Below are 13,414 nucleotides of genomic sequence, written 5' to 3'. Positions count from 1 at the left end.
CGCAGGCGCGCGGTGCGAGGGCCGCGAAACGTCACCGTAACGGGACGGGCCTACTGTGACGGCATCGGAGCGAAGATCCGATGCGATGGAGGAGGACTCATGGTGGCACTCACCGCCCTTCCGCAGCCGGTCCACGCGTGGAACGGACTGCTCGAGCGGCCCGACATCGCCTGGGACGGCGGCATCCTGCACATCGTCCATGACGACGTGACGCCGCAGGAGGCGCGCACGGCGGATCTGCTGCTGGTGGCCGATGCGCTCGAGCGCGCCGGCGTGGAGGTCCTCCTCATCCGTCGCGACCACGCTGTGCCGGCGCTCGCCGTGGACGTCGCCGACCGGGTGGCGGCCATGGCCGCACTGGCGGCGCTGTGCGACACCGAACCGGTCTACGTCAAGGCCAAGGGCGCCGCCGCGGAACTGGCGGGCGTCCCCGCCGCCGCACTCGCGGCGATCCCCTCCGCGATCCGGGTCTACCGACCGCGGATCACCCGCACCGGGTCACTGCGCTACGGCGCGGGGCTCGGCGTGGCGATGGAGTTCTGGCGGTTCGGGGACGACCTCGTCGAGGCGCCGCGGGACAATGCCCTCACCCGGCGGCGGACGCCGACGGCCGACATCGCGTACGCCGCCGTGGAGCGGTACGGGCGCAGCTGGCGCACCCTCGAGAGCATGTTCGACCCGCAGCCGCACGAGTTCACCGATGAGGTGGACCTCGTCTTCTCGTGGGTGGACGGCTCCTCGAGCGACTTCCAGCGGGCCCGCGCGGCCCAGCTGGCCGAGTACGTGGTGGGCGACGGCGACGACGGGCCCGCCCGCTACCGCCACGTCGACGAGCTGCGCTACGCGCTGCGCAGCGTCCACATGTATGCGCCCTGGGTGCGCCGCATCTTCATCGCCACCGACTCCCCCGCGCCGTCCTGGCTGCGGGAGCACCCGAAGGTCACCCTCGTGCGCAGCGAGGAGTTCTTCGCCGACCCCTCGGTGCTCCCGACCCACAACTCGCACGCCGTCGAGGCGCAGCTGCACCGCATCCCGGGCCTCGCCGAGCACTTCCTGTACTCCAACGACGACATGTTCTTCGGCCGGATGATCGGGCCCGAGATGTTCTTCACCGCGGCCGGGGTCACGAAGTTCGTCGAATGCGACGTGCGCATCGGAGCCGGCGCGGCGGCGGCGCACCGCAGCGGCCACGACAACGGACTGCGCGTCAACCGGGCGCTGCTGAAGGAGCGCTTCGGGCGGACCATCGTGCGCGACCTCGACCATTGCGCCACGCCCCTGCGCCGGAGTGTCATGGCCGAGCTCGAAGAGACCCTGCCCGACGACTTCGCCCGGACGGCGGCATCCCGCTTCCGCTCGGCCACCGACATCTCGGTCACCAACAGCCTCTACCACTACTTCGCGCTCATGACGGGGCGGGCGGTCCCGACGCGCGAGCCCCGGGTGCGCTACGTCCAGACGACGATGACCGCGGGCATGCGGCGCATGGAGCAGCTCGCTGCGCGCACCGACGTGGACATGTTCTGCCTCAACGACGGCGGCAACGCCGAGGTGCCGGAGGAGCTGCGGGTGCGCAGCCTCCGCTCGGCGCTGGAGCGCATGTTCCCGGTGCGGGCGCCGTGGGAGCGCGTCGAGCTCAGCGCAGCAGAGGAATCGGCTCGGTCGGCGCATCCGTCCGCCCGGCACTGACGGGCACCACGCCCGCCTGGCGCAGGCGACGGCGCGCCTCATCGGGGTCGATGTACTCCAGCGGGTGCGGCGCCTCGACCGGCACGACCGAGTGCACGACGGTGTCGTCATAGACGTGCACGAGGTTGAACGCCTGTGCCCCGTCCTGCGGCCGCGTGCCACCCACGGGCACGGTGAGGTCCTGCGTGTAGCAGGTGGACGACGCGACCGACACGGGGATGCCGGCGAACGTGGCGAACGTCGAGTAGTGCAGGTGGCCGGCGATGATCGCGCGCACGTCGGTGCCGTGGAGCACCGCCGCCAGGCGTCGCTGGTCGCGCAGCTCGACGCTCGCGGCCAGCGGCAGCACCGCCGGCACCGGCGGGTGGTGCATCGCGAGGATCGTGCCCAGCGGCGCGGGAGCCGACAGCACGTCGATGAGCCACTCCAGCTGCGCGTCGCGCAGTTCGCCGTGGTGATGGCCGGGCACCGAGGTGTCGATCGTCACCACGCGCAGGCCGTCGAGCTCGTCGACGCGGTCGATCGGCCGGAGGTCGGATGCCTCGTCGAGCAGCGCGGTGCGGAACGCGCCGCGCTCGTCGTGATTGCCCATGACCCACAGCAGACGCGCGCCCAGGCGCTCGGCGACGGGCTCGACGAGCGCTCGCAGATCCGCGTACGCCCCAGGCTCGCCGAGGTCGACGAGATCCCCGGTGAAGACGATGGCGTCGGGGCGCACACCGCTGGCCTCGATGACGCCGAGCGTCCGCGCCAGCTGGACGGCCCCGTCCACGGCACCGAAGAGGCGGGGCGTCGCGGCCGCACGCAGGTGGGTGTCGCTCAGGTGCAGCAGGATTCGCTCAGGAGCAGGGTGCTCGGCGGGTCGCATGGCGGTCACTCCGGTCCGCCGCGAGGCGAGCTGCCCTGGAACAGGACGGCGGACCCTGAAATGTTACCGGCATGTTTCGTGGGGTCCGGCCCTCACGCGCGTGAACAGCCGCGGAACGTCACTTGACGGCGGCCTGGGCGATGCGCACGTAGTCGTCGACGGTCAGCTGCTCACCGCGCGCGGTCGGCGCGACCCCGGCGCGTTCCAGGACCGCGGATGCCTCGGCCGCCGTGCCGCCGAGCACACCGGCAAGCGCCTGCCTGAGCATCTTGCGACGCTGCTGGAAGGCGGCATCGACGATGCGGAACGTCTTCACGCGCAGCGCCTCGTCCCCGCGCGGCTCGGCGTCGCGGCGGAATCCGACCAGGACGCTGTCGACGTTCGGCACGGGCCAGAACACCTGACGCGACACGGTGCCGGCCAGGCGCCACGGTCCGTACCAGGCGGCCTTGACGCTCGGTGCGCCGTACGTCTTCGAACCGGGCGGGGCGGCGAGCCGCTCGCCGACCTCGGCCTGCACCATGACGACGCCGCGCTCCAGTCCCGGGAAGGTCTCGAGGAAGTGAAGCAGCACGGGCACGCTCACGTTGTACGGCAGGTTGGCGACGAGCACCGCCGGGTCGCCGGGCAGGTCGGTGACCCGCAGCGCGTCCGCGTCGACGACCGTGAGTGCGCCGGCCTCGACGCCGTGCGAGGCCGCGGTCTCGGGCAGCCGCTCGGCGAGACGGTGGTCGATCTCGACGGCGGTGACGGTCGCGCCCGCCTCGAGGATCGCAAGGGTCAGCGACCCGAGTCCGGGCCCCACCTCGACCACGCGATCACCCGGCTGCACCTCGGCGACATGCACGATCTTGCGCACCGTGTTGGCGTCCACGACGAAGTTCTGCCCGAGCTTCTTGGTCGGGGTGACGTCGAGGTCGGCGGCGAGCGCGCGGATCTCGGCCGCGCCGAGCAGTGTCACGGGCATGCCTCCACAGTACCGACGGGATGCCGGAGGTCGCGGCATCCACCGCTCATCCCGTGTGCACCGCACATGCCGACTCGCGCGCGCAAGCCCTCGCACGGGCTCCGGACGACCGATAGCGTGACGGACATGAACACGACCGGCACGATCCCGGCGGACGCCTTCTCGCTCCGCAGCCCCTACGGCCGTCGGGCGATCGGTCTGTCGGTCGCGGCCGCCGTGGGCGGATTCCTGTTCGGCTTCGACTCGTCGGTGATCAACGGCGCCGTCGACTCGATCTCGCAGGACTTCGCGCTCAACGACGTCATCACGGGCTTCGTGGTCGCGATCGCTCTGCTCGGCTGCGCCGTGGGCGCGATCATCGCGGGCAACCTGTCGGACCGCTGGGGGCGCCTGCGGGTGATGTTCCTCGGTGCGATCATGTTCTTCGTCTCCTCCATCGGCGCGGGCCTCGCCTTCTCGGCGTGGGACCTCGCCCTGTGGCGCGTCGTCGGTGGTCTCGGCATCGGCATCGCGTCGGTCGTCGCACCCGCGTACATCGCCGAGATTGCGCCCCGGCAGATCCGCGGCGGACTGGCCTCGCTGCAGCAGCTCGCGATCACCCTCGGCATCTTCGCGGCGCTCCTGTCGGACGCGCTGCTCGCCAACGCCGCCGGCGGCGCCGACGACGTGCTGTGGTTCGGACTCGAGGCCTGGCGCTGGATGTTCCTCGTCGGCGTCATCCCGTCGGCCGTGTACGGCATCCTGTCGTTCACGGTGCCCGAGTCGCCCCGCTACCTGCTCGCGAAGGGCCGTCGCGACGAGGCGCGCGCCATCTTCGCCCGTCTGATGCCGCCGGCCGACCTCGACCAGACGATCCGCGAGCTGCAGAACGCGATCGAGAGCGACCGAAAGAACGCCGGAGTGTCGATCCGCGGACCGGTGCTGGGCCTGCAGCGCATCGTCTGGGTGGGGATCATCCTGTCGGTGTTCCAGCAGTTCGTCGGCATCAACGTGATCTTCTACTACTCGACCAGCCTGTGGCAGTCGGTCGGGTTCGACGAGAGCGACTCGTTCACGATCAGCGTCGTCACGTCGATCACGAACGTGCTGGTCACGCTCATCGCGATCTTCCTGGTCGACCGCGTCGGCCGCAAACCGATCCTGCTGACCGGCTCGGTGATGATGACGGTGTCGCTGGGCCTCATGGCGCTGTCGTTCGTCTTCTCGACGACGGACAGCTCCGGAGCGGTGACGCTGCCTGCCCCGTGGGGGCCGATCGCGCTCGTCGCCGCGAACGTCTTCGTCGTCGGATTCGGCGCATCCTGGGGACCGCTCGTATGGGTGCTGCTCGGCGAGATCTTCCCGAGCCGCATCCGCGGCAAGGCGCTCGGCGTCGCGGCCGCTGCGCAGTGGATCGCGAACTTCCTCATCACGATCTCGTTCCCGGCCATGTCGTCCTGGTCGCTGCCGCTCACGTACGGCATGTACGCGCTGTTCGCGGCGCTCTCGTTCGTCTACGTCGCGTGGCGCGTGCCCGAGACCAAGGGCATGGACATCGAGCAGACGGAGACGCTGTTCGTGCACCGTAAGGATGCCCCGGCCGCGAGCTGACGAGGGCGCCGCGGACGCGGCATCCGCTCCTGCGCGTCCCACCGTTCGCCTAGGATGCTGGGATGCCCTCGCTCGGCGAACTGATCGCACCACGCCGCCTGGGGAGGGACTTCCGCTGGCTGCTCGCCTCGTCCTGGACGAGCAACCTGGGCGACGGCATCGCGCTGTCTGCCGCGCCGCTGCTCATCGCCTCGATGACGTCGTCCCCGCTGCTGGTGGCGTCGGGCGCCATGATGCAGTTCCTGCCGTGGCTGCTGTTCGGCCTGCTCGCCGGGTCCGTCGCCGACCATCACGATCGGCGACGTCTCGTCATGCTCGCCAACGGCATCCGCGCGGTCATCGTCGGCGCGCTCGTCGTGTTCCTCATCTCCGGCCACGCGACGGTGTGGATCGTGCTGGCGACCGCGTTCCTCTACGGGATCGCGGAAGTGTTCGCCGACTCCGCGGGCAGCACGCTGCTGCCCATGATGGTGCGCCCGGCCGATCTCGGCATCGGCAACGCCCGTATGCAGGCCGGCTACCTCGTCGCCAACCAGCTCGCCGGGCCGCCCCTGGGCGCCTTCCTGTTCGCGGTGGGGTCGTTCTGGCCCTTCCTGCTGCAGATCCTGTGCGTCGCCCTCGCGGTGCTGCTGATCTCGCGGATCTCGCGCACGCCGATCCCCCAGCCGGATGCCGCGGCCACCGACACCGGCGCCGTCGGCGCCGACGGCAGGCGGGTCAAGCCGCACCCGATCCGTGAGGGGCTGCACTGGCTGCGTCACAACCCCCCCGTGCGCACCCTGGTGCTGATCATCCTGGTGTTCAACGTGACGTGGGCCGCGCCGTGGAGCATCCTCGTGCTGTACGCGACCGAGCACCTCGGCATGGGCGCCGTCGGGTACGGCGCGCTCACGACGGCAGCCGCGCTCGGCGGCATCGTGGCGGTCGGCAGCTTCGGCTGGCTCGAGAAGCACGTGTCGTTCGCCACCCTCATGCGGGTGTGCCTGTCGCTCGAGGTGCTGATGCACCTGTCGTTCGCGCTCACGACGAACGGCGTCGTCGCCCTCGTCATCATGTTCGGGTTCGGCCTGTACGCGTTCGTGTGGGGCACGATCTCGACCACCGTCCGCCAGCGCCTCGTGCCGATCTCGCTGCAGGGGCGCATCGCCTCGGTCAACATGGTCGGCGTCTTCGGAGGGCTCGTGATCGGCCAGCTGCTGGGCGGCATCATCGCCCAGACGTGGGGGCTCACGGCGCCGTGGTGGTTCGCGTTCGCGGGGTCGGCGGTCACGCTCCTGCTGGTGTGGCGGCCGATCCGCAACATCGCCGCCGCGAAGCCGGTGCTGGAGGACCCCGCGCTGGAGCCCGACGCGGCCTAGGCCCGCTCCGCCGCGTCGAGGTGGGCACGCATCAGCAGGCCCACGCCGCCCTCGAACTCGATGCCCATCAGCCTCGGCGCACGCAGCACCTCGGTGAAGCCCCACCGGCGGTGGAGGTCGATCGAGGCGCCGTTGCGCAGGTTCACGACGTAGAAGGCATCGTCCGCGCGGGCAGCGATCCACTGCAGGCGGGCGTCGGTGAGCGCCGCGCCGATCCCGCGACGCCGCCACGGCGGGTCCACCGTGATGCCGCCGAGGTAGTGGCCGGGCGGAGCCTGGTCGACCGCCTCGACGTGACGATGCGTCTTGGCCCAGCCGGCGATCGAGCGTCGCCCGTCGTCATCCGCCTCGGCGACGAGGATGCAGCGCTGCGGGTCTGCGACGGCCCGCCGGTATCCCTCCGCAGCGCCGACGGAGCCCGCCGCACGGCCCGCCGCGACCTCGAGGCGCAGGATGCCGTCGACGTCGCCCCTCGTCGCCGGACGCAGCGAGACGGCCGCGGGCGTCCGGCCGCCGGCATCCGGCTCGTACGGGGCGAAGCCGGTCACCGCGTCGCCTCGTCGCCGCGGACCGCGGCGACGAGCGCGGGCCACAGCGTGTCGAGGCGGGCCACCCAGGGCTCGGCGAACTCGCCGGCCCGGTAGCGCACCCGGACGTCGTCCAGCGGCACCCATTCGGCGTCCGCGACCTCTTCGGGATCGAGCGTCAGCACCGCCGTGTCGAGGTCGTGCGCCACGTACAGGTCGAGCAGCGCCGACTCCTCGGTGAACCGCCCCACGAACGTCAGCGCGTCGCCCGAGGCCCGCAGTCCCGTCTCCTCCTGCAGCTCACGCACGGCGGCCTCGCGGCTGGTCTCACCGGCGAGCGCACTGCCCGCCGGGAACTCCCAGTCCATCGCCCAGTCCTTCACGGCCGCGCGCTGCGTGATCAGCACGAGCCCGTCGGCGCGCACGACGCACGCCGACGACACGACGTGGAACCGCCCCGTCGGAAAGTCCGGGTCGCCGCGCCGATGCGTGATGCCCTGGGGGATGCCGGCGGCATCCGTCACGTCCCACAGTTCGCCGTCCACGAACCGAACCTAGTCCTCGAAGGCCCCGTAGACCTCGAGGGTGTTCGCGGCGAGCTGCGCGCACAGCTCGTCGACCTCGATGCCGAGCTCGGCGGCCATGAACCGCACCGTCACGGGGATCAGGTACGGCGCGTTCGGACGGCCGCGGTGCGGCGCCGGCGTCAGGAACGGGGCATCCGTCTCGACGAGGATCCGCTCGCGCGGGATCACCGCGAGCGCGTCGCGGAGGTTCTGCGCGTTCTTGAACGTCACGTTGCCCGCGAACGACAGCCAGTAGCCACGCTCCCCCGCGATGCGCGCCATGTCGGCGTCGCCCGAGAAGCAGTGGAACACCGTGCGCTCCGGGGCGCCCACGCGCTCGAGGGTCTCGAGCACGGCGTCGTGCGCGTCGCGGTCGTGGATCTGCATCGCGATGGCGTGCTTCTTCGCCAGGGCGATGTGCGCCTCGAAGCTCTCGTACTGCGCCGGGCGCCCGTCCTCGTCGGTGCGGAAGAAGTCGAGGCCCGTCTCGCCGATCGCCCGCACGCGCGGCTGCGCCGCCAGCTCGTCGATGACCCCGATCGCCTCGTCCAGCCGCCCGGCCGCCGCGTACGCGGGCGCCTCGTTCGGGTGGATCGCGACGGCCGCGAGGACGCGGGGATGGGATGCCGCCGCCCACGCCGACCAGCGGCTCGACTCGATGTCGCCACCGGCCTGCACGACGCCGACCACGCCAACCTCGCCCGCGCGGGTGAGCTGCTCGTCGAGAGTGAGGCCGGTCCCTGAGCCCGTCGAAGGGCCGTCCTCGATCTCGAGGTGTGCGTGGTTGTCGTACACCGGCACCGCGAGGGGCTCGGGCGCGTCGGGATAGGTGACGTCGCGCGAGCCCTTCTCGCGGGTGCGCACGTACTGCGACGGGTCGGCCCCCTCGGCGGGGTACGGCACGGGCGCTTCGGTCATCACGCCGTCTGCTCGACCCGCGGGAACAGCGGCGCGAGGCCGTTGACCGACGTGCCGGGCTTCAGGACGCCCCATGCGCCCGCCTCGCGCAGCGGCTGGTCCTGCAGGCGGCCGACCGCCTCGGCGGCGCCCAGGGCGATCCACAGCTTCTCGGTCGACTCGGGCATCACCGGCGACAGGAGCACCGCGAGGGCGCGCAGGCCCTCGGCGGCCGTGTACAGCACCGTGCCCAGACGGGCGCGCTGCGCCTCGTCCTTGGCGAGCGCCCACGGCTCGTTCGCCGTGATGTACAGGTTCAGCGCGTCGACGATGGTCCAGATCGACGAGATCGCCTCGTCGATGCGGAAGCGCTCGATCGCCGCGTCGGCGGCGGCCTCGGCATCCGCCACCGTCTTCTGGATCGCGAGGTCGCCCTCGAGATACTCGGCAGGCGGCGGCACGATGCCCTCGAAGTACTTCTCGATCATCGCGGTGGTGCGCGACGCGAGGTTGCCGAAGCCGTTGGCGAGCTCCGCCTGGTAGCGGGCCGACAGGTCCTCCCACGAGAACGAGCCGTCCTGGCCGAACGCGATCGCCGACAGGAAGTAGAACCGGTAGGCGTCCGAGCCGAACACGTCCGTGATCTCGGTGGGCGCGATGCCGGTGAGCTTCGACTTCGACATCTTCTCGCCGCCCACGAGCAGCCAGCCGTGCGCGAAGACGCCGCGCGGCACCTCGAGACCCGCCGCCATCAGCATCGCCGGCCAGATGACGGCGTGGAAGCGCAGGATGTCCTTGCCCACGACGTGGTACGCGGGCCAGCGGCGCGCGAACTCCTCCGGGTCTTCGCCGTAGCCGACCGCGGTCGCGTAGTTGAGCAGCGCGTCGACCCACACGTAGATGACGTGCTGCGGATCCCACGGCACCGTGATGCCCCAGTCGAACGCCGAGCGCGAGATCGACAGGTCCTTCAGGCCGTTCTTGACGAACGAGACGACCTCGTTGCGCGCCGAGTCGGGGCGCACGAAGTCGGGCACGGTCGAGTACAGCTCGAGCAGCTTGTCCTGGAACTCGCTGAGCTTGAAGAAGTAGTTCTTCTCCTGCAGCAGCTCCAGCGGCTTGGAGTGGATGGCGCAGACCTTGAGGCCCTCGAACGCGCCGGTGCCGTCGACGATCTCGGACTCGGGCTTGAACTCCTCGCATCCCACGCAGTACAGCGCCTCGTACTCGCCCGCGTAGATGTAGCCGCGGTCGTAGATCGCCTGCACGAACTGCTGCACGCGCTCCTCATGGCGCTGCTGCGTCGTGCGGATGAAGTCGTCGTTGGCCACGTCGAGCGTCGTGAGCAGCGGGAACCAGGCTTCGGTGACGAGCTTGTCGACCCACTCCTGCGGCGTCACGCCGTTGGCGGACGCGGCGCGCATCATCTTCTGGCCGTGCTCGTCGGTGCCCGTGAGCATCCAGGTGTCGTCGCCCGCCTGGCGGTGCCAGCGGGCGAGCGTGTCGACCGCCACGGTCGTGTAGCCGTGGCCGATGTGCGGCACGTCGCTCGGGTAGTAGATCGGCGTCGTGATGTAGAAGGATTGGCGGCCGGAAGTCACCAGGAGAGTCTAGTTCGAGCGGATGCCGCCACCGGCGCTGTGACCGAGGCCCCTGGTTCGCCGGGCCGCGGCTGGCGGAACGTAACAGTCGGCCCGGCTAGGCGCTCGCGCGTACGACGAGAGTCGTGGGGAGCGTGATCGGCTGCGGGCGGCCGCCGTCGATGACCTCCAGCAGCAGCGAAACCATCTCGTCGCTCAGGCGGTCCCACGGCTGGCGCATCGTGGTCAGCGGCGGCTCGTGCGTCGCGGCGAGGCCCGAGTCGTCGAATCCGGCGACCGCGACGTCGTCCGGGACGCGCTTGCCGGCCTTCCGCAGCGCGGTGATGGCACCGGCGGCCATGAGGTCGCTCGCGGCGAAGACCGCGTCGATGTCGGGGGCGCGCTCGAGCAGCTTCGCCATGGCAACCGCGCCGGACTCCTGGCTGTAGTCGCCCGCTTCGACGAGGGCGGGGTCGAAGTCCTCGCCCATCTCCTCCTCGAACCCGACGAGGCGATAGCGCCCGCCCGGGGTGTCGTGGGGCCCGGCGATCATGGCGATGCGCCGGTGCCCGCGCGAGCGCAGGTAGCGCGTCATCGCACGTGCAGAGCCGATCTCGTCGACCGACACGGTGGGGACGTTCGCCTCGTGCCCGAGCGGGATGCCGCAGCACACGGTGGGGACGCCGGCCTCCAGCAGCTGCTCGACGAGCGGGTCGGCCTCGTGGGACGAGATGAGCAGCACACCGTCGACGTGGCCCGCGCCGACGAAGGTGGCCACGCCCGCGCGTTCGGCGGGCGTGCCGGCGACGAGCAGGACGAGCGTCATGGAGCGCTGCGCGAGCGCCTCGGCGGCTCCGCGCAGCAGGAGCGCGAACGTCGGGTCCTGGAAGAGCAGGTGCTGCGGCTCGGTGAGCAGGAACGCGAGAGAGCCCGCGCGACCGGTCGCGAGGCTCCGCGCCGCGTGGTTGGCGGTGTAGCCGGTGCGCCGGATCGCGTCCTCGACGGCGGTGCGCGCATCGGGCGACACCCAGTGCCCGCCGTTGATGACACGCGAGACGGTACCGCGGGACACCCCTGCGGCCGCCGCGACATCGCGGATCGTCGGCTTGCGCCGCGCGGTCGTCTCGTCCACGACGAGTGACTCTACCCCGCCCGGGGCCGCGAGGCGGCCGTCGACACGACGACACCCTGTGACCGGTCACAGTTGGGTAACGGTTGCCGGCCCGGCGGTGCGGTGCGGCATCCACTCGAGCAACACTGTGACCGGTCACAGTCGCTGTGGCCGACCGCCCCGGCCACGGCCCGGGCACGAGCCCTGCACCCGACCCGATGGAGCGTCCATGACCTCGCCCGACCGCTGGCCCGAGATCCGGGGAATCGCCTATGGCGGCGACTACACCCCCGAGCAATGGCCGAAAGAGGTGTGGCGCGAGGACGTCGCCCTCATGCGGGAGGCCGGGGTCAACCTGGTCAGCGTCGGCATCTTCGCGTGGGCCCTCATCGAGACCGACGAGAGGGTGTTCGACTTCGCGTGGCTCGACGAGCTGCTCGACCTGCTGCACGAGAACGGCATCGCGGTCGACCTCGGCACCCCCACCGCGTCGCCGCCCGCATGGTTCTTCGCCCGGCACCCCGACGCGCGCGTCGTCACGCGCGACGGCGTCACGATGGGCTTCGGCGCGCGGGGCATGGCCTCGCACGCGTCGCCCGCGTACCAGGAGGCGATCGTGCGCATCGCCTCTGCCCTGGCCGAGCGGTACGGCGAGCACCCCGCTGTCGTGCTGTGGCACGTGCACAACGAGTACGGCGTGCCCGTGGGCGAGGACTACTCCGAGCAGTCGGTGCGCGCGTTCCGTGGCTGGCTGCAGGACAAGTACGGATCGCTCGAGGGACTCAACGCCGCGTGGGGCACCACCTTCTGGGGCCAGCGCTACGGCGCGTGGGAGCACGTCGGCGCCCCCGCCGCCGCGCCCTCGGTCGTGAATCCCGCGCAGCGCCTCGACTTCGCGCGCTTCACCGACCACCAGCTGCGAGCGTGCTTCATCGCCGAACGCGATGCGATCCGCGCGCACGCGTCGCAGCCGGTCACGACCAACTTCATGGCCAACCAGAGCTGGACCACCGACATGTGGGCGTGGGCGCGCGAGGTCGACATCGTGTCGGACGACCACTACCTCGTCGCGGCCGACCCCGAAGGCGAGATCGGCCTCGCGATCGCCGCGGACCTGTCGCGGTCCGTCGGCGGCGGCAAGCCCTGGATCCTCATGGAGCACTCGACGTCGGCCGTCAACTGGCAGCCTCGCAATGTCGCCAAGCGTCCGGGCGAGCTCGCCCGCAACTCGGTGACCCACCTTGCCCGCGGCGCCGACGCGATCCTGTTCTTCCAGTGGCGCGCGTCACGCTCGGGCGCCGAGAAGTTCCACTCCGCGATGATCCCCCACGCCGGCACCTCGTCGCGCGTGTGGCGCGAGGTGGTCGAGCTCGGCGACGTCCTCGGCCGGCTGGACGAGGTGCGCGGCTCGCGCGTCGCGGCCGACGTCGCCGTGCTGTGGGACTTCGAGTCGTTCTGGGCGCAGGACCTCGAATGGCGCCCATCGGTCGACGTGTCCCACGCCGAGCGCATCCGGTCGTTCTACGAGCGACTGTGGCGCGACGGCATCACGGTGGACTTCGCGCTGCCCAGCCAGGACCTCTCTGGCTACAAGCTCGTCGTCGCTCCCGCGCAGTACATGCTGAGCGCCGCCGACGCCGCGAACCTCACGCGCTACGTCGAAGGCGGCGGCACGCTCGTGGTCTCGTTCTTCTCAGCCGTCGTGGACGAGAACGACGCCGTGCCCGCGGGCGGCTTCGTCGCCCCGCTGCGCGACGCGCTGGGCGTCGTGGTCGAGGAGTTCCTGCCGCTGCGCGAAGGCGCCCGCCACGCCGTGCGCTGGCACGGCGACAGCTCGACCGACGACGCGCCGCTGCTCCTGGCCGATGCGTGGCAGGAGGACGTCGTGCTCGAGGGCGCCGAGGCGCGCGGCACGTACGTCGACGGCCCCGGCGCCGGCGGCGCGGCCGTCACGCGGCACACGCACGGCTCCGGTGTCGGCTGGTACCTCAGCACCCGATTGGATGCCGCCGCCCTGCGCACCGTGATGGCCGAGGTGTACGCCGACGCCGGCGTCGCGCCGGCAGCGCACCCGGAGGGCCTCGAAGTCGTGGTGCGCCGCGGCGACGACGCCGATTTCGCTATCGCGGTCAACCACCGCGACGACCCTGCGGCATTCGCCGCGACGGGCGTCGATCTCATCTCCGGCGCCGCCGTGGACGGCACGCTCACGGTGCCGGGGGGCGGCGTCGCCGTCGTCCGCCTGGCCCGCACCCCCTGAC

The 13,414-nt window shown here is 71.5% G+C and carries 11 protein-coding genes; 4 read left to right on the top strand and 7 right to left on the bottom strand.

What is annotated here, in order from left to right; translation table 11 throughout:
• Window positions 1-99 precede the first annotated feature (99 nt).
• Window positions 100-1,689: a stealth conserved region 3 domain-containing protein gene (locus ACFWJ8_RS07780; protein WP_378810351.1), complete on the top strand. Its 1,590-nt coding sequence runs from the start codon at window positions 100-102 to the stop codon at window positions 1,687-1,689.
• On the opposite strand, the gene ACFWJ8_RS07775 is transcribed toward ACFWJ8_RS07780, so the two are convergent.
• Together ACFWJ8_RS07775 and rsmA are read right to left on the bottom strand one after the other, a co-directional pair.
• Window positions 1,637-2,557 (bottom strand): phosphodiesterase, encoded by a 921-nt coding sequence (locus tag ACFWJ8_RS07775; protein WP_378810594.1) that lies wholly within the window; start codon window positions 2,555-2,557, stop codon window positions 1,637-1,639. The genes ACFWJ8_RS07780 and ACFWJ8_RS07775 overlap by 53 nt on opposite strands.
• A 118-nt stretch (window positions 2,558-2,675) precedes the next feature.
• Window positions 2,676-3,524 carry a 16S rRNA (adenine(1518)-N(6)/adenine(1519)-N(6))-dimethyltransferase RsmA gene (gene rsmA / locus ACFWJ8_RS07770; RefSeq protein WP_378810349.1) on the bottom strand — a complete coding sequence of 283 codons (849 nt, stop codon included), beginning with the start codon at window positions 3,522-3,524 and terminating at the stop codon, window positions 2,676-2,678.
• A 126-nt stretch (window positions 3,525-3,650) separates the two neighbouring features.
• Here rsmA and ACFWJ8_RS07765 point away from each other — a divergent pair, with 126 nt between their 5' ends.
• Window positions 3,651-5,114, top strand: coding sequence for a sugar porter family MFS transporter (locus tag ACFWJ8_RS07765; protein ID WP_378810347.1), 1,464 nt, complete (start codon window positions 3,651-3,653; stop codon window positions 5,112-5,114).
• Window positions 5,115-5,176: 62 nt separating this feature from the next.
• Complete coding sequence (locus ACFWJ8_RS07760) at window positions 5,177-6,472, top strand: MFS transporter (RefSeq protein WP_378810345.1); 1,296 nt, start codon at window positions 5,177-5,179, stop codon at window positions 6,470-6,472.
• On the opposite strand, the gene ACFWJ8_RS07755 is transcribed toward ACFWJ8_RS07760, so the two are convergent.
• The 5 genes from ACFWJ8_RS07755 to ACFWJ8_RS07735 all read right to left on the bottom strand — a co-directional run bounded on the left by ACFWJ8_RS07755 (window position 6,469) and on the right by ACFWJ8_RS07735 (window position 11,174).
• Window positions 6,469-7,020, bottom strand: a complete 552-nt coding sequence (locus tag ACFWJ8_RS07755; RefSeq protein ID WP_378810344.1) for a GNAT family N-acetyltransferase — start codon at window positions 7,018-7,020, stop codon at window positions 6,469-6,471. The two genes, ACFWJ8_RS07760 and ACFWJ8_RS07755, sit on opposite strands and share 4 nt — an antisense overlap.
• Window positions 7,017-7,544 carry an NUDIX domain-containing protein gene (locus ACFWJ8_RS07750; RefSeq protein WP_378810343.1) on the bottom strand — a complete coding sequence of 176 codons (528 nt, stop codon included), beginning with the start codon at window positions 7,542-7,544 and terminating at the stop codon, window positions 7,017-7,019. The genes ACFWJ8_RS07755 and ACFWJ8_RS07750 overlap by 4 nt, the downstream gene beginning before the upstream one ends.
• Window positions 7,545-7,553: 9 nt before the next feature.
• Window positions 7,554-8,483, bottom strand: coding sequence for a TatD family hydrolase (locus tag ACFWJ8_RS07745; RefSeq protein WP_378810342.1), 930 nt, complete (start codon window positions 8,481-8,483; stop codon window positions 7,554-7,556).
• Window positions 8,483-10,063, bottom strand: coding sequence for a methionine--tRNA ligase (metG, locus tag ACFWJ8_RS07740; RefSeq protein WP_378810341.1), 1,581 nt, complete (start codon window positions 10,061-10,063; stop codon window positions 8,483-8,485). The genes ACFWJ8_RS07745 and metG overlap by 1 nt, the downstream gene beginning before the upstream one ends.
• 97 nt (window positions 10,064-10,160) lie before the next feature.
• Window positions 10,161-11,174: a LacI family DNA-binding transcriptional regulator gene (locus ACFWJ8_RS07735; RefSeq protein WP_378810340.1), complete on the bottom strand. Its 1,014-nt coding sequence runs from the start codon at window positions 11,172-11,174 to the stop codon at window positions 10,161-10,163.
• 208 nt (window positions 11,175-11,382) lie between these two features.
• Here ACFWJ8_RS07735 and ACFWJ8_RS07730 point away from each other — a divergent pair, with 208 nt between their 5' ends.
• Entirely contained in the window at window positions 11,383-13,413 is a 2,031-nt protein-coding gene (locus tag ACFWJ8_RS07730) for a beta-galactosidase (RefSeq protein WP_378810339.1), read from the top strand.
• Window position 13,414 lies beyond the last annotated feature (1 nt).

Source organism: Microbacterium sp. NPDC058389 (assembly GCF_042722305.1).
In the GTDB taxonomy this organism is placed as follows: domain Bacteria; phylum Actinomycetota; class Actinomycetes; order Actinomycetales; family Microbacteriaceae; genus Microbacterium.
Note: the sequence above shows the minus strand (reverse complement) of the source record. Positions and strands in the feature narration are given on the sequence as shown.